16 protein-coding genes are annotated in these 22,842 nt (G+C 47.7%); 12 read left to right on the forward strand and 4 right to left on the reverse strand.

What is annotated here, in order from left to right; translation table 11 throughout:
- Positions 1 to 149 precede the first annotated feature (149 nt).
- The 3 genes from ACUJFK_RS02450 (at position 150) to ACUJFK_RS02460 (ending at position 5,024) form a co-directional block, all read left to right on the forward strand.
- Complete coding sequence (locus ACUJFK_RS02450) at positions 150 to 1,646, forward strand: MFS transporter (protein WP_226750469.1); 1,497 nt, start codon at positions 150 to 152, stop codon at positions 1,644 to 1,646.
- A 3-nt stretch (positions 1,647 to 1,649) separates the two neighbouring features.
- Entirely contained in the window at positions 1,650 to 3,365 is a 1,716-nt protein-coding gene (locus tag ACUJFK_RS02455) for an alpha-amylase family glycosyl hydrolase (RefSeq protein WP_445425969.1), read from the forward strand.
- A 384-nt stretch (positions 3,366 to 3,749) separates the two neighbouring features.
- Positions 3,750 to 5,024 carry a hypothetical protein gene (locus ACUJFK_RS02460; protein WP_445425970.1) on the forward strand — a complete coding sequence of 425 codons (1,275 nt, stop codon included), beginning with the start codon at positions 3,750 to 3,752 and terminating at the stop codon, positions 5,022 to 5,024.
- A 145-nt stretch (positions 5,025 to 5,169) separates the two neighbouring features.
- Here the strand turns inward: ACUJFK_RS02460 and ACUJFK_RS02465 are convergent, their stop codons facing one another.
- Complete coding sequence (locus ACUJFK_RS02465; RefSeq protein WP_445425971.1) at positions 5,170 to 5,664, reverse strand: MarR family winged helix-turn-helix transcriptional regulator; 495 nt, start codon at positions 5,662 to 5,664, stop codon at positions 5,170 to 5,172.
- Between the two features lie 86 nt (positions 5,665 to 5,750).
- Here ACUJFK_RS02465 and ACUJFK_RS02470 point away from each other — a divergent pair, with 86 nt between their 5' ends.
- The 3 genes from ACUJFK_RS02470 (at position 5,751) to dauA (ending at position 9,218) form a co-directional block, all read left to right on the forward strand.
- On the forward strand, positions 5,751 to 6,752 hold the full coding sequence (locus tag ACUJFK_RS02470) for a catalase family peroxidase (RefSeq protein WP_445425972.1): 1,002 nt from the start codon (positions 5,751 to 5,753) through the stop codon (positions 6,750 to 6,752).
- A complete protein-coding gene (locus ACUJFK_RS02475) occupies positions 6,745 to 7,278 on the forward strand; it encodes a cytochrome b (RefSeq protein WP_445425973.1) in 534 nt (177 codons plus the stop codon). The genes ACUJFK_RS02470 and ACUJFK_RS02475 overlap by 8 nt, the downstream gene beginning before the upstream one ends.
- Before the next feature lie 179 nt (positions 7,279 to 7,457).
- On the forward strand, positions 7,458 to 9,218 hold the full coding sequence (dauA, locus tag ACUJFK_RS02480; RefSeq protein ID WP_445425974.1) for a C4-dicarboxylic acid transporter DauA: 1,761 nt from the start codon (positions 7,458 to 7,460) through the stop codon (positions 9,216 to 9,218).
- On the opposite strand, the gene ACUJFK_RS02485 is transcribed toward dauA, so the two are convergent.
- A complete protein-coding gene (locus tag ACUJFK_RS02485; RefSeq protein WP_306177340.1) occupies positions 9,191 to 10,222 on the reverse strand; it encodes a LacI family DNA-binding transcriptional regulator in 1,032 nt (343 codons plus the stop codon). The genes dauA and ACUJFK_RS02485 overlap by 28 nt on opposite strands.
- 213 nt (positions 10,223 to 10,435) lie before the next feature.
- Between ACUJFK_RS02485 and ACUJFK_RS02490 the strand changes: the two genes are divergently transcribed.
- Positions 10,436 to 11,620: a multidrug effflux MFS transporter gene (locus ACUJFK_RS02490; protein ID WP_445425975.1), complete on the forward strand. Its 1,185-nt coding sequence runs from the start codon at positions 10,436 to 10,438 to the stop codon at positions 11,618 to 11,620.
- Here ACUJFK_RS02490 and ACUJFK_RS02495 read toward each other — a convergent pair.
- Positions 11,617 to 11,769 carry a hypothetical protein gene (locus tag ACUJFK_RS02495; protein ID WP_226750460.1) on the reverse strand — a complete coding sequence of 51 codons (153 nt, stop codon included), beginning with the start codon at positions 11,767 to 11,769 and terminating at the stop codon, positions 11,617 to 11,619. The genes ACUJFK_RS02490 and ACUJFK_RS02495 overlap by 4 nt on opposite strands.
- 167 nt (positions 11,770 to 11,936) lie before the next feature.
- Between ACUJFK_RS02495 and pyrC the strand changes: the two genes are divergently transcribed.
- Complete coding sequence (gene pyrC / locus ACUJFK_RS02500) at positions 11,937 to 12,968, forward strand: dihydroorotase (RefSeq protein WP_445425976.1); 1,032 nt, start codon at positions 11,937 to 11,939, stop codon at positions 12,966 to 12,968.
- A 36-nt stretch (positions 12,969 to 13,004) separates the two neighbouring features.
- Here the strand turns inward: pyrC and ACUJFK_RS02505 are convergent, their stop codons facing one another.
- Positions 13,005 to 14,507 (reverse strand): YifB family Mg chelatase-like AAA ATPase, encoded by a 1,503-nt coding sequence (locus ACUJFK_RS02505; RefSeq protein WP_306177337.1) that lies wholly within the window; start codon positions 14,505 to 14,507, stop codon positions 13,005 to 13,007.
- Between the two features lie 166 nt (positions 14,508 to 14,673).
- Between ACUJFK_RS02505 and ACUJFK_RS02510 the strand changes: the two genes are divergently transcribed.
- The 4 genes from ACUJFK_RS02510 to ACUJFK_RS02525 all read left to right on the forward strand — a co-directional run bounded on the left by ACUJFK_RS02510 (position 14,674) and on the right by ACUJFK_RS02525 (position 22,842).
- Positions 14,674 to 16,968, forward strand: coding sequence for an efflux RND transporter permease subunit (locus tag ACUJFK_RS02510; protein ID WP_445425977.1), 2,295 nt, complete (start codon positions 14,674 to 14,676; stop codon positions 16,966 to 16,968).
- Positions 16,958 to 17,761, forward strand: coding sequence for an outer membrane lipoprotein-sorting protein (locus ACUJFK_RS02515; RefSeq protein ID WP_445425978.1), 804 nt, complete (start codon positions 16,958 to 16,960; stop codon positions 17,759 to 17,761). Before ACUJFK_RS02510 ends, ACUJFK_RS02515 begins: the two co-directional genes overlap by 11 nt.
- Positions 17,762 to 17,777: 16 nt before the next feature.
- Positions 17,778 to 19,460 (forward strand): type IV pilus assembly protein FimV, encoded by a 1,683-nt coding sequence (locus ACUJFK_RS02520; protein ID WP_445425979.1) that lies wholly within the window; start codon positions 17,778 to 17,780, stop codon positions 19,458 to 19,460.
- Between the two features lie 163 nt (positions 19,461 to 19,623).
- A complete protein-coding gene (locus ACUJFK_RS02525; RefSeq protein WP_445425980.1) occupies positions 19,624 to 22,842 on the forward strand; it encodes a DEAD/DEAH box helicase in 3,219 nt (1,072 codons plus the stop codon).

Here is a 22,842-nt window from a genome sequence, read left to right on the forward strand (position 1 = left end):
CACTTTTGGCGCATTGAATACGTATTCATCTTGTAGTCGCAAACAAATGGCGGTATCAATCAGGCTGACAGGTTTTCTACCCATTTTGGCGGCTGTGGCCAACCGAGTGGGTAACAATAATAACAACTGCGACGATAGAGAACATACTTATGCAAACTAAGCCGAACCTCAGCTTTTGGCAGATCTGGAACATGTGTTTTGGATTTTTCGGTATCCAATTCGGTTTTGCCTTACAAAATGGCAATGTTAGCCGAATTTTCCAAACGTTGGGCGCAGATATGGATCAAATTCCTATTTTGTGGATTGCCGCACCGTTAACGGGCTTGTTGGTACAACCGATTATCGGCCATTTCAGTGATAAAACGTGGACTAAATTAGGTCGGCGTCGCCCTTTCTTTTTATACGGTGCACTGGCCACCACCGCGGCATTGTTTTTTATGCCAAACTCACCAAGCTTGTGGATTGCTGCAGGGATGTTGTGGCTGTTAGATGCGGCCATCAATGTCACGATGGAGCCGTTTCGCGCTTTTGTCGGCGACAACCTCAATAAACAGCAGCGCCCCACCGGCTTTGCCATGCAATCGTTCTTTATCGGTGTCGGTGCCGTGGTAGCGTCGGCGCTGCCATGGATGATGAGCAATTGGTTTGGTGTGTCGAATACGGCGGCAGAAGGGTTGATCCCTGACTCGGTGGTGTTTTCGTTCTATGCCGGTGGTGCCGTATTATTTCTTTCAGTTGGCTGGACGATTATTTCCTCGAAAGAATATAGCCCTGCGCAATTAGCTGCCTTCGATGCGGCTGAACAAGCGGCTCAGCCGGTCGCTGAGCGTGCAACGCCTGCTGCAAACTATTGGCGCAGCGGCGCAGTGGCCGTGGTGGTGGGTGTGGCAGCAATGATTGCTGTCGCTTCTGCGCAATTAGATAAGCAACTGTATTTACTGGGCGCACTTATCGCCAGCTTTGGGGTATTACAGTGGCTGGCGAGCTGGTTTAAGCAACAGCAAAATCGCAATATGCTGGTACAACTGGTCGATGATTTATTTACTATGCCAAGCACCATGCGGCAATTGGCGATAGTGCAGTTTTTCTCATGGTTTCCGTTATTTGCCATGTGGATCTATACCACGGCGGCGGTGACCAGTTATCACTATGGCACCACGGATACCACATCGGTCGCTTATAACGATGGTGCCGATTGGGTTGGTGTGTTATTTGCGGTTTACAACGGTTTTGCGGCAATTGCGGCCCTACTGATCCCGCTGTTAGTTAAAGCTACCAGCACACAAAAGGCACACGCGATTAATTTATGCTGTGGCGCTTTAGGGCTATTCGCCTTTTTCTTTATTAAGGATCCGGCCTTACTCTGGATCCCGATGATTGGTATTGGTATCGCTTGGGCATCCATTTTATCACTTCCTTATGCGATGCTCTCCAACTGCCTGCCAGCCAATAAAATGGGGGTGTATATGGGCATGTTTAATATCTTTATCGTGCTACCACAGCTGCTGGCTGCGGCCATTTTGGGAAGTTTGGTCGGCTACTTTTTCCAAGGGCAAGCTATTTATGCGTTGGCGATTGGCGGGGTAAGTTACATTATTGCGGCGCTGTATGTGCTACGTGTGAAAACTGATTTGGTACAGGAGTAACTGATGCTTAAAACGTCCTTAAGTTGTTTGATGTTAGCGCTGGCGCTAAGCGGTTGTAAGCCAGCTCCTCAGCAAGCGAGTCACGACAGTGCTGTGCCAGAGGCCACCACGCTAAGCCCAGCAACAGCAGACGCGCCGTGGTGGCAAGATGCCGTGTTCTATCAAATTTGGCCCCGCAGCTTTTACGATACCAATGGCGATGGCCATGGCGATTTTAATGGCATGACTGCCAAACTGCCTTATCTACAAGAGCTCGGTATCGATGCCATTTGGTTAACGCCAATGTTTGAAGCGCCGTCTTATCATGGTTATGACTTTACCGAGTTTTACCAGGTAGAAACTGATTACGGCTCGATGGCCGAGTTTGAAACCTTTATTCAAGCGGCCGATGACAAAGGCATGAAGGTGATTCTCGATTTGGTGATTAACCATATCTCGCGTGAGCACGAATGGTTCCGGTTATCGGCTGAAGGTGTTGCGCCTTATCGTGATTACTTTGTGTGGCGTAAAGACTTACCCGCCAAAGGTGAAGGCTGGGGCTATGCCTGGGATCAGTCGGATAAACCTGAAGCCGTCTGGCATTTCGATGAGCGCCGGGGTGAATATTACTATGCGGCCTTTGGTGCAACGCAGCCTGATTTAAATTTGCAGCACCCCGATGTGGTGGCTGAAATGAAAAAGATGGCGAAGTTTTGGCTGGATAAAGGCGTAGCCGGTTTTCGGCTAGATGCAGTGCGCTTTGTGATGGAAACTGGCCCTGAAGGTCAAGCTGACTTACCCGAAACCATCGATTACTGGCGCGATTTTAATGCTTACGTGAAAAGCGTGAACCCGGAAGCCTACCTAGTGGGTGAAGCTTGGGTCGATATTCCGGTGGCCGCCGAATATTGGGGCAATGGCGAGGGCTTAGATCAAGGCTTTGATTTTGAAGTGGGTTATAAAATCTTAGGGCAGTTGCTGCCTACCGTCGGTAATGAGGCGCAATTTGGCACCATCAGTGGTACACAAAGCGGCGAGTTACATCCTTTACAAGAAAACGTGCAGCGTCGCCAGCAATCTAATGCGCCGTTGGCCTTTTTCTCGCCGTTTTTAACCAATCATGATCAAGAGCGGGTGGCCTATCAGCTGGCATCCGAGCCTAAAATCGCGCAGCAAAAAGCCAAGTTAGCCGCGGCGATGTTATTTAGCTCTCCCGGCACCAAGTACATTTATTACGGTGAAGAAATTGGCTTAACCCAGGCGAATACCGGCCATGACGTTTATAAACGCGCGCCAATGCTTTGGTCCACACAAACGCAAGGCGGTTTTACGCCAGCGACCCTGAGTTGGGTAGAGCAAGCCGAGTTATTTACCCAACAATTTGAAAATTGGTGGCCGGCGTTTTTACAACAGCAATTAGCACAAGGCGGCAGCACCGTTGCCGAGCAACAAGCGCTGCCTGACTCTGTGTGGCGTTTATATCAGTGGCTTATCGCCCAGAAAAAACAGCGGCCAGAGCTGAAGCTGGCCGGCAATTATCAGGTCACTGAATTGGCAAATGGTATATTGCAAATAGAGCGCGAGTTAAACGGTAGCAAAACCCGTTTTGTGTTAAATCTTAGTGATTCAGCACGAGACATTAGTTCGCTGTTAAACACCGAGCAAACCGCCAATTGGGCTTTTGATTTGCAAAGTAATATGCTGGCAGCGTATGGCCTGCTGATTTTGCAAACACCCTAACCCGCATTGTCAAACCTTAGCAACCACGGTATCAAAAAGCATACCGTGGTTCTTTGTCAGCCACATCGCTGCTGATCTTCGTACTTAACCAATCAACACCGGTCAGACCACACTCTGGTACTGGTCCGACCGCACTCAGACACCGGTCCGACCACACTCCGGTACTGGTATGACCGCACTCAGACATTGGTTTGGCCACACTCCGGTACAGGTAAGACCACACTCAGACACTGGTTTGGCCACACTCGAAGACTGCTCGGACTTTTATTAATTAACACAAGGGAATTATAAAGATTTAACTTAAATGTTTTTTATGTAATAAATAGTTTACTTTATGTGAGGGGGTAGCTTGTTTTTTCAACAAGTTTTTATAGAGAAATTCAAATGTTTAAATATGTATTCTTTGTCGTATTTTTTGCAGTAAGTTCTGCAGCGGTCTCTGCCAGTGAGGCTATGAAACTATTTGCTTGTGATACTTGCAGTGTATTGGGTATGCAACAAATTGCCGAGTCACAGGCACCTTTACTGCAGTGTGAAAGTGGGATTAATCCAGAGACAGGCGTGGCTGATGTTGAGTATTGGTTGAATAATTCAAATTGTTATGCCCCCACTAAAGAGTTACTCGTTGCTAATCCAGAGACTCGAGTTGCCTTTAAATTCAGAGTAAAAACACATAATCCCAATGCGGGTGAGTCTGGCTATGTGATGAGCTTGCCTTTATCTGATTTAGATCACGAAATCATAACGGCTTATTTTGATATCCACAGCACTTTTTATTCCGCTGTTGAAGAGTTCAACAATACCTACATGGCAAGTGGCTTGTCTTCTTCATTAGACCCAGCGCGTGGGCTATTCAATGCGGCTGAATCAAGTGCGGCTAGTTCAAATCAATACTCGACGTTAACAAACAATACCGCAAGTTCCCCAGACGCAACCTGCAAAAACTCTGCTGCAGCGCATTTATTTAGTTCTCTCGAAAATAAGAAAAGGCTTAAAGATGACATGCGAAATGCAATCATAGAGAGTATGGGCAGGAAGAGTTGGCGTCAATATACAACGACGCTTGAGACAACGGGAAACTCAACCACTAGAGGCATGACGATCAGTATAGGCACAGGTTTTAATGTACAAAGCACCCACTCTGTCACAGTGGATAAAACCTATATTGAACAGACGCCATACATTAGCCCAGTTGGGGCGCAGATTTGCAGTTCTTCTTGGTTTGGTGAGCGTTGTGAACCGGCAAATCCAATCAACTACATTCAATACAAGGTTAGCTATGCAGGTAACTTTAACACTAAAGGTACACAGTTGAACCAGTTGGATTTGATCTTCGATTTAAACCCAGCAACCTCTGTGATCGATGGCTATTCAGTTCGTGATATTACAGGGCATGGCAGTGGCGGTTCATCATTAAATATCCAATATATACAGGATAGTTGCTTAGCTAAATATATAAACGATTTGTCACCAGGAGATACTGACTTTGTAGGCGAGGGACCGCTAGGTATGCCATACGATTATGATTTTGGTTCTGGCATGGCCACCTTGTGTGAGCAACAGATAACCTATCGAGCTTGCACCAATACGGGTGGTGGAACCGCGGAAGGTTGTCACAATCTCACTTTTACAACGTTAAAACCTTGCTCTAATCCCTAACGAGCAGAGTGGGTAACTGCGCATTGTTGTGGATAACAGCGCAGATGCTCATTTTTACCGACTACTGGTCCGACCGCACTCCGGTACAGGTAAGACCACACTCAGACACCGGTCCGACCAGACTCTGGTACAGGTTTTACCAGACTCAGAGATCTTGCTCGGTAGTCACATTAAGCCAGTTGCGCATTAACGAAATTAGCTGCTGTTGTTCGTGCGCACTTAAACCGCAGAGCAGCTGCTGTTGCGTCTCGACATGCTTGACCAGCAGTTGCTCGATCACGTTTTTACCGCTTTCCGTTAGGCTTACCACAATACTGCGTTTGTCTGCTGCGGCGGTGTGGCGACTGACAAAGCCTTGTTTTTCTAATGACTGTAAGCGGCTAGTTAGTGAGCCTGAGGTAATTAAAGTTTGCCCAAGTAGCTGATTAGGTGTGAGTTGATAGGGCATACCGCTACGACGTAAGGTGGCTAGTACATCAAAGCCAGCATCCGTTAAACCGTACAGCCGAAAATTCGGCGACATGGCGTTGGTTAAACGTTTATGCAGAATCTGCAAACGACCAATCAGCGCCATGCTGTCGGTATTCAATGTGGGCATTTCAGTGGCCCAAGCCTGCTGGATCCGATCGAGTTCGTCCATTATGTATCGCTATGTTAAATTTATCTTGAGTTCAAGATACCTTTGCTTTATCTTGAGTTCAAGATAAATGTTGGGGACGTGACAAGATGCGAGCTTATTTTATTGTGGCCGCGCTAGTGGGCAGTGTTAGCGCGGCATTTTTATTGGCCGCTAATTTGGGCACGGGTAATGCACTCAGTGCGCAAGATTTTGTCGATTTACAGCAAGGTTCAACAGCGCATGTCGGTTTTCGCCGCGCGCATGCGAAAGGGTTTTGCGTAGCCGGTGATTTTATTTCCAGCGGCGCGTTAGCGCCTTATTCAAGTGCTGCGGTGTTGCAAGCCGGGCGTTATCCGTTTATTGGTCGATTTTCGATTGCTGGTAATAATCCGCTGGCGCCTGATTTAAAAGCACCGGTACGCAGTTTCGCCATCACCTTGTTGCCCGAAACCGCACAGCAATGGCGCATAGCAATGAACACCCCACCGGTGCTAGCGGTAGGAACACCAGAGAAGTTTTATCTGCAGCTGCAAGCCATTCAAAATAATAGTGTGCCGCAATTTTTTGCCGAGCATCCAGAGAGTCAGGCTTTTGTAAAATGGCGTTCAACCTATCAAGCCAGCAGTAGCTTTGCCAGTGAACGCTATCACAGTATTAACGCCTTTTATTTGCAGAATGCGGCTGGTCAGCAGCAAGCCGTGAAATGGGCTGCAGTGCCGATGTTAACGTCGACAATCAGCAGTGAGTTAGATGAAACAGATGCTGATGCCCTGCAAAAAGAATTTTTTGCGCGCTTAAATGCGGGCATGGTGAGCTTTGACTGGCAATTTACCCTTGGCACGGCCGCGGATGATGAAAATAACGCGACGGTATTATGGCCTGACAGTAATGTACAAATAAGTGCGGGAATACTGCAGATCCATCAGGCGACAGAGCAGTTAGACGGGAATTGTAATGCGCTTAATTTTGACCCCTTAGTGTTACCTCGTGGTGTTGCGCCAACCGCCGATCCGATTTTACGTGCGCGCGCTGCTGCTTATGCCGAGTCACATCGGCGCCGAGCGCGTGAAGTATTAGTGCAATCAGTGGTAGGGGAACAGCATGAATAATCCGGCAACGTACTCGTTAGCTATGCGCTTGATGCACTGGCTGATGGCGGCTTTAGTATTGTCTTTATTGCTGGCTGGTTTAACGATGGTTAGTGCATTAGGGGCTTGGCAACAGCAATTGCTCAGTGCGCATAAAATGGCTGGGTTATTAGCCGCTTGTGCCGTGCTGCTGCGCATTTATCTGCGGTTGACTTCGCAGGTTCCGGCTTTATCCAGCTCGCTACCGTTATGGCAACAGTGGGCCGCGAAACTCACCCATTTTGCTTTTTATCTGTTGTTGGTGTTAATGCCGCTGTCGGGTTATTTAATGCAAAATGCTGCTGGATTGCCGGTGGTGCTGTTCGATGTCAGTTTGCCGATGCTGTTAGCAACTGATTTAGCCCATTATGGCTTATTACGCGAACTGCATGGCTGGGCCAGTGTGCTACTGATGCTGTTAATTATTCTGCATATCAGCGCAGCATTGCAGCATGGTTTCATTAAACGCGATGGTGTACTGGCGAGCATGCTAAAAAAATCAGCATAAAGCCATCGCGACTCAATGCACCTAATTGAATCTAAACGCTGTTTTCGAACAGCGTTTTTGCGTTAAGCGGCAGTTAAAAGGGTTTATAACTATGCCATCTGAGACTAAAAGTGCATAGGTTTAGCAAAATTGCTGCGCTATAGTGATGTATTGTTTAGGCCAGATCAGCGGAGTCTGTTTTGTCTCATCGCGCCCATTTGTTTTCTTTGCGTATTGGTCATGCGCTACGCGAGAGTTTGGCTGAAGGTTACACGCGGCAAAAATTATTCAAAGATCTGTTAGCCGGCGTTACCGTGGGCATTATTGCCATTCCACTGGCTATGGCGTTGGCGATCGCATCGGGTGTGCCGCCGCAATACGGCCTGTATACGGCTATTATCGCCGGTTTTGTGATTGCGCTAACCGGTGGCTCGCGTTATAGCATTTCGGGGCCCACCGCCGCCTTTGTGGTGATCCTATACCCCATTGCCGTGAAATATGGTTTAAGCGGCTTATTAATTGCCTCTGTGCTATCTGGTTTATTACTGGTCGCTATGGCCTTATTGCGCTTGGGCCGTTTAATTGAATATATACCTGAGTCAGTCACCTTAGGTTTTACCTCGGGTATTGCCATTGTTATTGTCATTTTGCAGGTCAAAGACTTTTTGGGGCTACCGTTAGCCGCTTTGCCCGAGCATTTTGGCGATAAAATTTTAGTGTTAGCACAAGCATTACCCCAAACCGCTTGGCCTAGCTTGCTGGTGGCGGTAGTGACCTTAGCCGTTATGCTTGGTTGGCGCCGACTTCACACCCCCATTCCACCGCATTTACCGGCATTGTTTATCGGCACCCTGCTAGGGTTGTTATTGCTGCAATTCGGCGCAGATGTACCCACTATCGCCTCGCGGTTTACTTATATAGCAGAAGATGGTGCTATCGCTGCCGGCGTGCCGGCGTATTTACCTTATTTTGATTGGCCTTGGAATCGCCCTGGGCCTGAGGGTGTAGCGCTGAGTTTTAGTTGGCAATTGGCAAAAGATCTGCTGGCCGCCGCCTTTGCCATTGCCATGCTTGGCGCGATTGAGTCGTTATTGTGTGCGGTGGTATTGGATAACAGTAGTGGCCAACGCCATAGTGCAAATAGCGAATTAATGGGGCAAGGTATCGGTAATATTATTACACCTTTTTTCGGGGGTATTACCGCGACAGCGGCGCTGGCTCGCTCGGCCGCGAACTTTAATGCTGGCGCGCAATCACCCATCTCTGCGATGATCCATGCGCTGGTGGTATTACTGGCTTTATTATTGTTAACCCCTGTGCTGGCTTATATGCCCATGGCGGCTTTGGCCGCATTATTGGTGATGGTGGCGTGGGGCATGAGTGAAGCACCCAAGGCACTGCATTTATTAAAAACTGCGCCGCGCAGTGATGTTTGGGTTTTCTTGGTGTGTCTGTCGCTAACCGTTATTTTTGATATGGTGCTGGCTATTACCACGGGCATCCTGTTAGCAACCATCTTGTTTATGAAAGATATCGCCGCCATGACCAAGGTCACGGACATCTCGGCAAGTCGTAAGCATATTAGCCAACCATTACCCGCGGGTTGGAAAGTCTTAAAAATTAGTGGCCCACTGTTTTTTGCCGCCGCCGATCGTATTTTTGCAGAAATTGCGCTGTTAGCTGAAAAGCAGCGTGGTTTAGTGTTGTATATGGATGGCGTTACGCTATTAGATGCCGGTGGCTTGGCGGCTTTAGAAAAACTGCGACACAGTTGTAATACTAACAATATTGAATTGCTTATTGCCGACTTGCAATTTCAGCCATTAAAAACCTTAGCGAAAGCGGGGATAGTGGCAGAACCCGGTCGGCTAACCTTTTACTCCACGTTACGTGAAGCGCTAGAGGCTTTGCCGCCATCTACTGAGCTAGCAACTCAAGCCGACGTGGCACCGCAAGATTGACGGATCACCAGCTTAGGTTCAATCAGGTTATCGGTGATCGGTTGGTTGGTAATCAGGTTCATCAGGTTATTGACGAGCATTTCTCCGGCTTTGCTGGTGTCTTGCTGGATCGTACTTAAACCGGGCGAGGCAAAAGAGGCGGCAGGGATATCATCAAAGCCCATCACGGCAATTTGTTCCGGAACACGAATGCCGTTGCGTTTTAAGCAGCGGATCACACCAATGGCGATTAAATCGCTCGCGCAAAAAATGGCATCGACCGGCTGACCACTTTTTAACAGTTGCTCGGTGGCGAGATCGCCGGCGCTTTCGGTGGAGATCGCATCATGGTGCGGCACATCCGCAGCGTTAATGCCAGCACTGACTAACGCCTCAATAAAACCTTGATAACGAGCACTAAACTCTGGGCTGCCTTCAGAGGCGTTACCAATAAAGGCAAAGTTACGATGGCCGGTGGAAATTAAATGCGCGCCGGCTAATTTGCCGCCCTGCCAATTGTTACTGCGAATAGTAAATTCCGGATGGCCCAATACTTCGGCACCCCAGCAAACAAAGTGGGTTTCTTGCGCTAACAGCTTGGCTAATTTTTCTTCGTAATCTACATAGTCGCCGTAACCAAGCAAAATAATGCCATCGGCTTTTTTACTGTCTTCATAATCGGCATGCCAGTCGTTACTAAGTTGCTGAAACGACACGAGCAGATCTTGGCCGCGCTTGGCACAGGCACGGGTGATGCTACCCAGCATTGACAGAAAAAACGGATTAATCAGAGATTCATCGGTGGTGGGATCTTCAAATAACAGCAACGCGAGCGTGCTACTGCGTTGTTTACGCAGATTGCTGGCGTTTTTATCGACCTTATAATTAAGCTGGCGGGCAATCGCTTGCACCTTTTCGCGCGTTTCTTGATTCACTTGCGGGCTATTGCGTAATGCCCGAGAAACGGTAGATTGCGACACTCCAGCCAAATAGGCGATATCAAAAGACGTAGCTTTTTCTTTCATGCGTTACTCGATGCGGTTACCGTCAAAACATTGCAGCGTGTCAGATTCAACAAAGCCCCATCATCATAGAGCTTATTGGCAGAAGATTCAACGCAGTCTAAATCTGTCGACAATACGGTATTTTAGGTGAATAAGCGCTTGTTCTTACGAAAAAACCTGCTAGTCAGCATCGTGTTGTAACGGTACTATGCAACTCCTCTGGAGGTACCTCAAATGAAAGCGTCAACCCCTTCGCTGTGGCTGATTATGCTACTCGCGTCTGTAATTGCTATTACCCCTTTAGCAATCGACATGTATTTGCCCGCAATGCAAACCATGGTGACCGATCTCAACACCTCCATGGCCTTGGTGCAACAATCGCTCAGTATCTATTTGGCTGCTTATGCCTTAGGCATGCTGCTATTTGGGCCCTTAGCCGACATGCTGGGGCGTCGCCCTTTAGCGCTAGCCGGGCTTTGTGGGTTTTTACTGAGTAGTATTATGCTCAGTATTGTTAGCAGTATCGAAAGCTTTTTAGTCTGGCGCGCTGCTCAAGCCTTTTGTGGTGCGGCTGCAACCGTGGTGATCCCTGGCATCGTGCGGCATTTATATCAGCAAAATACTGCTAAAGGCATGTCTTATGTATCTATGATTATGATGCTGGCGCCATTAATTGCTCCAGCGCTGGGCAGTGGCATTATGGTGTTGGCAAACTGGCAAGTTATTTTTGCTGTGTTAGCCGGTTATGCTTTGTTATTGGTGGGTTTAAGTTGGCGTTTTCTGCCTGAGATCACACGGCCAGACGATGTGGTAAAACCTGCTTTTTTTAGTGGTTATCGGCAAGTTTTTGCTAATAAAGCAGCATGGCCAGATATTGCGACTTCGATGTTTGCCTCTTTTAGCTTTTTTACGTTTTTAACGGCTGTATCCTTTATTTATATCAGTTACTTTGGCGTGAGTGAGCAGTTATTCGCGGTGTTATTTGCGCTTAATGTGTCGGCGCTCATGCTTGCCAACTTTATTAACAGCCGCTTGGTTACCCGGCAAGGGCCGCAGCGCATGTTAGGCGTTGGCTTAGTGTTAGCTTTGTGCTGCGCGTCACTACTAAGCTTGTTTAATTATCTGGGTTTAGGGCTGTGGTACACGGTGCTGAGTATTGCGCCGTTAATGGCCAGTTTAGGGCTGATGGCTACTAATGCCGATGCGATGATTTTAATGAAGTTTCCAGAGCATAGCGGCACCGCCACTGCGGTGATTGGTACGTTGCGTTTTGGCATAGGCGCACTGGCAGGGCCTTTATTAGGGGTATTTTACAACGGTACGGCATTGCCGTTTTCATTGTTGATGCTGGCGGGTACGATTTGTATCTTAGTGGCGCAATTAACGCGTTTTTATCAATTGCGCCCACAGGGAGCTTAAATTTTACAAGCACCGCCACTGCATTCGTCATCGTCATCGCCAAATTGTGGCTCGCTTTCGGCAGCGGCTACGGCGGCTTGAGTGGCTGCGACAGAGTCTTCGGCGGCTGCGAAATCTAAATGATCTAAATCGAAATCAAATTCTGACATGGTGGGCTCCTTCATTTGCTAAAAAATAGTGTAGCAGAGCCGACGCAGTGACTAAAGCAATGCCTGAGAAAAGTCGCAGTGCGGCTTGAAAAACCACCTGGGTAATTTCTTCATTTCTGCTTCCCTGCTATCATAAGGCACTTTTGACATCCTGCCGGAGCATTCTAATGACCACTTTAACCATTCAAACCCCTGATGATTGGCATCTGCATTTTCGCGACGGTGATATGCTGTTAGAAACTGTTCCGGCCACGGCTCGGGTCTTTCGTCGCGCTATTGTTATGCCTAACTTAGTACCGCCCGTGACCACCGCAGCGCAAGCCATGGCTTATCGCGAGCGTATTCTCGCGGCACGGCCAGCGGGCAGTGAGTTTCAACCCTTAGTGACATTGTATTTAACCGATAAAACCAGCAAGCAAGATATTATTGAAGCGAAAGCGGCGGGCGTGGTGGCGGCTAAATTATATCCGGCTGGAGCAACAACCAACTCTACTTCGGGTGTCGCAGCGCTTGACGCGCTTTATCCGGTGTTTGAAGCCATGGCTGAAGTGGGCATGTTGCTGTTGATCCACGGTGAAGTGACTGATCACGATATTGATATTTTCGACCGTGAAAAAGTGTTTATTGACCGCTATTTGCAGCATATCGTTACACGTTTACCACAATTAAAGGTTGTGTTTGAGCATATTACCACGGCTGATGCCGCAACTTTTGTAGCGGAAGCTTCTGCAAATGTGGCTGCAACCATCACACCACAACATTTATTGTTAAATCGCAACGATTTATTAGTAGGTGGTGTACGGCCGCATAATTATTGTTTACCGGTTTTAAAGCGTCGTACCCATCAAGAAGCCTTGCGCGCCGCGGTGGCGAGTGGCTCGAGTAAGTTTTTCCTAGGTACAGACTCTGCGCCGCATGAAAAGCATCGCAAAGAGTCAGCCTGTGGTTGTGCCGGTTGTTACAGTGCTCACAGTGCCATTGAGTTGTATGCCCAGGTGTTTGATGAATTGGGTTGCTTAGAAAAGCTGGAAGGCTTTGCCAGCCATTATGGCGCAGACTTTTACGGTTTACCGCGCAATAGCGGCAGCATCACCTTACAAAAACAACAGTGGCAGGTACCTGCCGAAATAACCTTGGCGAATGGCCAGCCGATCGTGCCATTTTTTGCCGGTGAAATGCTGAATTGGCGTTTAGTTTAAACCGCTAATAGCGGCATAGTCTTTTAACCTATCGGGCTACTGTTTTAGATATTGGATTAATCTTTCCAGTGCCCGATAGCTGATCGCCTCTAACAAATGTGGTCGGCTAATCTGTGGGCTTTGTTGTAAGTCGGCAATGGTCCTTGCCACCTTAAGTAGCTTATGAAAGCTACGTGCTGACAACTTTAAGCGCTGTAATGTCTCTTCTAAAAACTGACTATCTACGTCGCTAAGCCGACAATGCTGCATTAATTCGCCGCCTTGTAGCCGCGCATTCGCTTTGCCTTGACGGGTTAGTTGAATATTTCTGGCCGCAATCACTCGCTGCCGTACTTGCTCACTGCTTTCTTCAGCGTGTTGGCTACTGAGCGTGCCGGCGGGCAGCAGCGGTACTTCAATTTGTAATTCGATTCGCTCTAAAAAAGGCCCAGATAAACGGTTCAGATACCGTAATACTTGTTCATGGCTACTGCGACCATCTTCGTGATGGCCGGTGGGGCTGGGGTTTAAAGCGCTGACTAATTGAAATTGCGCTGGAAATTCCGCTTGGCGTGCAGCGCGGGAAACATGAATATGCGCGGTTTCCAGCGGCTCGCGTAATACATCTAACACTTTTCTGGGAAACTCGGTCAGCTCATCCAAAAATAACACACCATGATGCGCTAAAGAAATCTCGCCAGGTCGCGGTACTGAGCCGCCCCCAACTAAAGCCACGGCTGAGGCGGTATGATGCGGTGCGCGATAGGGACGTTGTAGCCAGCTTTGTTGGTCACGCGGTTGACCGGCAATAGAATAAAGCGCCGCGGTGGCTAGCGCTTCTTGTTCGGTGAGTGGCGGTAAAATACTGGCGAGACGTTGTGCCAACATCGATTTTCCGGTGCCAGCAGGGCCAAACATCAATAAGTTATGCTCACCTGCCGCGGCAATTTCTAGCACACGTTTGGCTTGAGACTGACCTTTAACATCGGCCATATCAGCTTGCGTTTTAAGTGGTTGCGGCGGCAGAGGCGGTATGGCGGGCAGCGGTTGTTGTGCTAATAAAAAACTATGTACTTGCAATAGGTGCTCAGCGCCATGAATTTGTGCATCAGGGATTAAACAAGCTTGTTGGGCATTGGCCATGGGTAACACGGCGGCACGGCCTGCATCACGACAAGCGATGGCTAACGGGATCTCGCCCAGCACCGGTCTGATCTCACCCGAAAGGGCTAATTCACCACAAAACTCGTAATTCGCGGTGCAGTTTTCAGGCAATTGCGCCGAGGCGACAATAATTCCCAGCGCAATAGCTAAATCAAAACGGCCACCTTCTTTGGGTAAGTCGGCAGGGGCTAAATTAACGGTAATGCGTTTATCTGGAAAGTTGAAGCCGCTGTTAATTAACGCGCTACGAACCCGATCTTTGGCTTCTTTCACCGAGGTTTCCGGCAAGCCGACTAATTGAAAAGCCGGTAAACCATTACTGAGATGAACCTCGACAGTTACCAACGGCGCGGCTAAGGCATAACGTGCCCGACTATAAATAATGGCCAGTGACATAATGCACCCAGAGCAAGCAGACATAAAATAAGTTTATTTAATTGTAAATTATTTGCAAGCAAGGTGTGCAAAAAGAAAAATATTCATGGCTTGTAATCATTGGTCGATAATTAAGGTGTACACTGAATTACAACATTTAAAATAAAAAAGCCTCGGAGCACGCTGCATGACCTCATCCCGTCCTTTTGTTTTACGCCATTCTTGGTCGGTGTTATCTGCGCTGTTGTTGATTATTGCCCTGTTTAGTGCCGGTTTAAATCAACTGTATTTTCGTGGCGATTACCGCATTTTCTTTGGGCCGGATAATCCGCAGCTGCAAGCCTTTGAACAAATGCAGCAAGAGTTTAATAAAAGTGACAACGTGCTAATTGGTATTGCACCAAAAGATCGCAATGTGTTTCAAGCCGATGTGCTGCAATTAGTGCAAGACTTTACCAATGCCGCTTGGCAAACACCTTACTCTATTCGTATTGATTCAATTAGTAATTTTCAGCATACCGAAGCTGAAGATGATGATTTGCGGGTGCAAGATTTGGTGAGTGCCGAACGCACCTTGGATGATGCTGAGCTAGCTCGTATTCGCGACATTGCCTTAAACGAGCCGATTATTCGTGATCGATTAATTGCCGCCGATGGCGCAGTGACAGCAATCAATATTACGGTGCAATTACCCGAACCTACTGGGCAAGCGCAGGTAGATGAAATTTGGTCGGCGGTGATGGCGCTGACAGATCAGTTTGCCGAGCAGTATCCCGACGTTGAATTTTATCACACTGGCATTATTGCCATGAACTATGCTTTTGCCTCAGAAGCTGAAGCCGATGTGAAGCGCTTAGTACCCATGATGTTGTTGGTGATCGCGTTAATGCTGGCTTGGCTTTTCCGCTCGTTTTATGCCTCGTTAGTGACCATCATCATCTTGATTGTTACGGTAGTCAGTACCTTAGGTATAGCAGGTTGGTTGGGTATTTTTATGAGTACCGCCACGGTGAACGTGCCAACCATTTTAATGACTTTAGCGGTGGCTGATTCGGTGCATTTACTGGCCGGAATGCAATTTGCGATGAGCGAAGGGAAAAGTAAGCAGCAAGCCATTCAGTACAGTTTAGAGCGTAATTGGTTACCGGTAGTGATAACCAGTGTCACGACCGCTATTGGTTTTTTAACCCTGAATTTCTCGGAAGTGCCGATCTTACGTGATCTGGGTAATTTAACCGCCATTGGTGTGGTATTGGCGTGTATTTTCAGCCTGACCTTACTACCATTATTAATGAATGCCTTACCGTTTCATGAGCCGGACCATGTTGAAAGCGGCCTGAATGCCATGGATAAACTGGCGCTGTTCGTGATCCGCTGGCAGCGGCCGATCATGTTTGGCTTTATTGCCATTACTATCGTGTGTTCAGGTTTATTAACCTTAAATAAAGTGAATGACGAGCCCAACGAGTATTTCTCTACCAGTACGTCATTTCGTCAATCGAATGACTTTTTAGAAGAGAACCTCAGTGGCTTTACTTTGATGGATTTTGAAGTGAAGGGCGACGGGGAAGGCGCGGTTTATCAACCAGAAATGCTGTTGGCCGTGGCGCAGTTTAGTGACTGGTTAGTTGAGCAACCGGAAGTGATGCACGTAAACACTTTCACCGATATTCTGAAAAAGCTCAATCGGAATATGCATCAGGATGACCCGGCCTATTACCGTTTACCCCATTCCACCGAAGAAGCAGCGCAATATATCTTATTGTATGAAATGTCCTTACCTTTTGGGCTTGATTTAAATAACCAGTTAAACATTGATAAAAGTGCCACGCGGTTAAGTGCCACCTTATACAATTTAGGCAGCAAAGAGTTAATTGCTTTAGAAGAGCGTGCTTTAGCGTATTTTGCCGAGCAATGGCCGGAATACCAGTTATCGGCTGCCAGTGCAGCCCTCATGTTCGCTCATATTGGCGAGCGCAATATGGCGTCTATGCTGAAAACCTTACCGGCAGCGTTGGTGTTAATTTCTTTATTATTGCTGTTTACGTTGCGTTCTTGGCGGCTGGGTTTAATTAGTTTATTAACAAACTTAGTGCCGGCGATAATTGGTTTTGGTTTGTGGGGTTTATTAGTTGGCGAAGTGAACTTGGCGTTGTCAGTGGTCGCCGGTATGAGCCTCGGTATTATTGTTGATGATACGGTGCACTTTTTAACCAAGTATCGCTATGCCCGCAAAGAGGGCCAAGATAACGAACAAGCCGTGCGTTTTGCTTTTCACAGTGTTGGCCGCGCGCTTTGGATCACCACCTTGGTACTAGTCAGTGGTTTTGCGGTGTTGATGCTGTCGAGCTTCCGTTTGAATTTCGATATGGGCTTGCTGACATCTAGCATTATTTTGGTGGCACTGATCATCGATTTATTATTTTTACCCGCCGTCTTGTTACAAGTTGGCAAATTTGGGAGAGCTAAGCATGCTAAATAATCTAACATCTCGCAGCCTGTTGTTCGCTGCGATGCTGTGTGCACCTTGGGCGCCGGTGGCGGCGCAAGATGAAGCGCAAGCCAAAGGCTTACAAATTGCAAAAGAACAAAAAATGCGTGATCGCGGCTGGGGTGACAGTGAAAGCGAACTGCAGATGACCTTACGTAATGCCCAAGGCCGTGAAAGTGTAAGGCGGATGCGGGCTTTAGCCCTTGAAGTGCAAGGTGATGGTGATAAGTCGCTGACTATTTTTGATGAACCCATGGATGTGCGCGGTTCCGCTTTTTTAACCCATGCTCACCCCACGGCTGAAGATGAACAGTGGTTATATTTACCCAGCGTTAAACGCACGCGGCGTATTGCCAGTCGTAATAAATCTGGCCCTTTTATGGCCAGTGAGTTTGCTTATGAAGATATGACCAGTTTTGAATTAGAGAAATTCAGTTTCCGTTATCTGCGTGACGAAGCCTGTGCAGAGCAATTACAGTGTTTTGTGGTAGAGCAAACACCAACAGACAGTTTTTCGGGTTACAGCAAAATTTTGGTTTGGGTAGATACTGAGCATTATCGGGTGCAGCGCGCAGAATATTATGATCGTAAAGATAGTCTATTAAAAACCTTAACCACCTACGATTATCAGCTGTATTTAGATAAGTTTTGGCGGCCACATCGCTTGGTAATGGAGAACCAACAAACCGGTAAAAGCACCGAGTTGTTGTTAGAAAGTATGCGTTTTCAAACCGGCCGTACTGCTGCCGATTTTGATGTAAGTGCTTTGGAGCGAGCGCGTTAAGCGTGCGTTATTGCCTATGAAACATACCATCGCAAACCTTTGCTGCGCTGTTGCCTTACTTACGGGTAGCTTAACGCTACACGCAGCGACACCAGATTCCATAACGGCTGAGAGCACACTATGGCGTTTGGCGCTTGCGGCTAGGCCGGATGAGCAAGTTAGCATGGCGCAAGTGATGTATGCTTTATGGCAGCAAAATCCAAAAGCGTTTCGCGATAACAATGTTAATTATCTTTTAAAAGGTGCGGAATTAACCGTGCCTAACAAAGCACAAATGTTAGCCACCGACGTGACCTTTGCCGCGCAGTGGTATCAACAACAATTAGCCCGTCAAGCGTTGCCAGGCAAAGCGATAGCTGAACCGAAACGCGCTGTCACTGCGGCTAACCCTGAGGTTATAGCAAGTACTAGCCGTGCTGCTGTTAGCCCAGTAAGCCCCCCTACGGCCACAATACCATCCGCTACAGCGGTGAGCAGCGCAGCGCCTGCTCGCGCCACCTTACCCACAAATAACAGCAGTGCTAAGGCTAATACTTCTGCTCGAACTGCAGCAATAGCCCCTGCGCCCAAGCCACAGGGCAGTTGGCGTTGGCAACATGAGCTGGACTTTACGCAGCGCATGTTTAGCCAAAGCGGCTTGCAGCCCAGTAGCAAACAGCACAGCATGCTGAGTTATCGTGGCCAATGGTCTTATGAAGACGCCAGTCGGCAGCACAGTGTTAATTTAGAGCCTTACTTACGTTGGCATCAGCGTGACAGTAAAAGCCATCTTATTGATTTTCAACAAGCCTATTGGCGATATGTGCAAGAGGGTTGGGAAGTAAAAGTAGGTTTAGACACCATTTTTTGGGGCGTTAGTGAGTCACAGCATTTAGTTGACGTGATTAACCAAACGGATGTGACCGCCGGCGTTGAGCTAGAGGCTAAGTTAGGGCAACCGATGCTTGCCCTGCGTCGCAGTGCTGGCGCGGGTACCTTAGATATCTACGTTTTACCTTACTTTCGTGAACGGCAATTTCCCGGTTTAGCGGGCCGTTTAGCTACGCCGTTAGCGGTAAATCATGATTTAGCCTGGTATGAGTCGTCCAAAGCTCAAAATAACCTCGACGTTACCTTACGATACGCCCATCGTTTTTCGGGTTTAGATGTCGGTTTAAGCTTTTTTAGCGGCACCAGCCGCGAACCCTTATTGCAACCCACTGTAAGCGGTGAGTTACAGCCATTGTATTATCAAATGGAGCAGTATGGGCTCGATTTGCAATGGGTGCAGGGCGATTGGATATGGAAAATGGAGTCGATTTATCGGCGCTTGGGAGTGGATGAATATGCCGCTGCCACTGCGGGTTTTGAGTTTACCCAATATGGTGTGCTGCAACAGGTGTGGGATCTCGGCTGGATTGTCGAATATCAGCATGACAGTCGCGGCCAAACAGCCAGTATGCCGGGGCAAAATGATCTGTTCATCGGCTGGCGCTTAGCGCTGAATGATGTGGCCGGTTCTAGTTTCTTGGTCGGCGTTTTACAAGATTTAGATGAACGTCAAAGCCGCAGTATAAAACTGGAAGGTTCACGGCGTTTAACCGATAGCCTGCGCTTAAGCATTAATGCCTGGTTATTTCAAAGTGAGCAAATCAACGATCCGCTGTATTGGTTACAACGCGATGACTATTTATCTCTGCAATTGAGCTATTACTTCTAAAACAGACCTCAACCAAGCCTGCCTGCTAACAGAACATTGAAAAAGTGCCTATTTCTGTCGGCAGTGCTTTGGTCTGCTCGGCGTTTGCGGTAGCATAGAGCTTTTGTTTGCGCCCATTTTTTGGGCGTGTTGCCTAAGTGCAATGTAAAGTGAGCCGAGCAATTTGACTGATCACACCAAAGGTGAAGACACCAATTTTTTCCCGCTAAGCGATGCGAACCTGACGCAATGGTTTGACACTGCCACTATGCACCGCGCGAAAGCCTATTTGCAGGCCGGTAAGGTGTTGAAGCTCGAATACAATGATGATTTAAGTGAGATCAGTGCCCAAGTATGGGGAGCGGGCTTTGCGCCTTATCGGCAACATTTGTCTTTAGAACAGCATCATGGTCGTTGGCAATTAGAAGCGCGTTGTAGCTGCCCTGTTGGTTTTCGCTGCAAGCATGTGTTGGCGGTGTTATTGCGCTTAAAGCGTGATTATGCGCAGCAACAATTACGGGTTAAGCAATTACCCATGCTGCAGGTCGATAATTGGTTTGCCGAGGTGGAACAACAGCAAGCACCCAACAAAGAAATAGTTGAAGATACCATGCTGTATCTGCTGAGCTACGGTCACAGTGGCTTACAATTGTATCCGCGGCGGGTGAAAATTTTGAAAAAGGGTGGCTATAGTAAAGGTCAGCCTTTAGGAAAATACGATCTGGTGGCACCGCAACCGCCAAGCTGGCTCAGTGCCGAAGACTATCGTTTGCTTACGGTGTTTCGCTCGCATAACCCACAAGATCAGCATGTGTTAGAAGGTCGTTGGGGCTATGAGTTACTGCAGGCCTTTTTCGCCACCGGCCGCTGTTTTTTTGGTGAGGCTCGGCATGAATTAACCTGGCAAGAGCCAAAGGATTTGTCGCTATATTGGCAAGAGCACGAAAATGGCCAGCGACTGCACTGGCAAATTGCTGATGATGAAGCCAACCATCTTATTTTTACTGAACCGCTGTGTTATTTAAATACCGATCATTATTCGCTAGGCGAAGTTAACACGCCTTTAAGTGCGCGCGAGCTTAAACTCTTAGCCAAAATGCCGGTGATCCCACTTAAACAATTATCATCGCGGTTGGGGCAATTACAGCAGTTATTTAAAGAAGTGAGCTTGCCTGTACCTAAGGGTGTTGCCGTGCAGCAAGTGACGGTTGCCCCCACTCCGGTGTTAGCGTTACAAATGCGTGTGCAACAAGCAAATGCAGCGGCACGACCCACCGCCTTATTGTATTTTGATTATGCTGGGCAGCGGTTACCACTCGATTTAAAACAAGCGCAAACCGAAATCAGCTTGCCAGATCAAACCTTGTTTATTAAACGCCAACGTGAAAACGAAGTGGCAGCACTAGAGCAATTGTTAGCACTGGGATTAGTTAGTTGCGAGCTTGCCCCGCCTGCTGAACGTTTAGCAGCTTTTGATGTTGGCGATGGCCCAGATAACCCAGAGTTATGGCAGCCGTTATTGGCGGAGCTTGATACCTTGCAACAGCAAGGCTGGCAGGTAGAGCAAGCTGCCGATTTTAATTTGCAGATCCTCGATGCCACGCCGTATTTGCAAGTACAAGATGGTAAGCAAAGTGGCTTTGAATTAGGTATCCAAGTTGATGTGAACGGCCAGCAAGTGCCGTTATTACCGTTAATCAGCCAATGGTTGCGGCAATATGGTTTACCGGTAAGCGGCCAAACCATTTGGCTTAGTTTGCCACAGGGCAAATTAGCCCTGCCGATGCAATTAATTCAGCCGCTGATTGATACCATCGTTGAATTACTCAATTTACAAAAGTCGCCGTTAACCTTGGAGTTACCCGATTATAAGGCCGCCATCTTACCCCCGCCTGGTGCAGCTGAGATTCAATATTTAAATGCTAACCGTTTAACTCGGTTAAGTGAGCAACTGCATAATTTCCAAGGTATAGAAGAAGTGGCCTTGCCTAGCGGCTTAAATGCCGTGTTGCGCGCTTATCAGCAGCAGGGTTTTAACTGGCTGGTGTTTTTACGCTGCTTTGGTTTAGGTGGCGTGTTAGCCGATGATATGGGCCTGGGTAAAACCTTACAAGCGCTCAGCTTTATGTTGTATGAAAAACAACAAGGGCGTTTAAAAAAGCCGGCATTAATTGTTTGCCCCACGTCGTTATTAGGCAATTGGCAAAACGAAGCCGCTCGCTTTACACCTGACTTATCTTTGCTGCAGCTTTACGGCGCTAAACGTCGGCCGTTGTTCGAGCAAATGGATGACTTTGACGTTATTGTTACTAGCTACCCATTGTTAGTGCGCGATCTGCATTTATATCGCCAGCGCGAATTTAGTTTAGTGATACTGGATGAGGCGCAGCATATTAAAAATGCGGGCAGTCAGGCGGCGCAAAGTGTGCGGGCATTAAAACGTGAATTTAGTTTAGCGTTATCGGGTACGCCGTTAGAGAACCATTTAGGCGAGTTAAAGTCGTTATTTGATTTTGTGTTACCGGGCTTACTGGGTACCGAAGCGCATTTTAATCAGGTGTATCGTAAGCCAATAGAAAAGCATGCGGATACCGAACGTGCTCAGGTGTTAAAACAAAAAATCGCGCCTTTTATGCTGCGGCGCAGTAAAAGCCAGGTTGCCACCGAGTTACCTGAGAAAAACGAGATATTACAACTACTCGAATTAGAAGCTGACCAACGCAATCTGTACGAAAGCATCCGCTTAATTATGGAAACCAAAGTGCGCGAGCTGTTTTTGCGCAAGGGCGTGGCGGCCAGTCAAATTGAGTTTTTAGATGCGTTATTAAAACTGCGTCAAGCTTGTTGTGATGCGCGCTTAGTACCCATTGAACAAGCGCAATTAGTGAAGCACAACGCCAAGCTCAGCTGGTTAAGAGAAAACCTGCCTGAAATGATTGAAGAAGGGCGGCGGGTGTTACTGTTTAGTCAATTTGCCAGCATGCTGCATTTAATCGAGCAAGAACTGCAATACATGGGCATTAGCTACAGTAAATTAACGGGACAAACCAAGCAGCGACAGCAGCAAATTGATGCCTTTCAAAACGGTGAAACGGAAGTATTTTTAATCAGCCTAAAAGCCGGTGGCACGGGGTTGAATTTAACCGCCGCCGATACCGTTATTCATTACGATCCCTGGTGGAACCCCGCTGCGGAAAACCAAGCAACCGATCGTGCGCATCGCATTGGTCAAGACAAAGTGGTGTTTGTATACAAGCTGATTGCCCGTAATACCGTTGAAGAAAAAGTACAAAAATTACAGCAGTATAAGCAGGGCTTATCGGATCAGTTACTGGGTGGTGGCAAAGGCCAAGTATGGCAAGGCCAAGCCGAAGACTTGCTGGCGCTGTTTACGGCCGATTAA

The organism is Alishewanella sp. HL-SH06, from assembly GCF_052656265.1.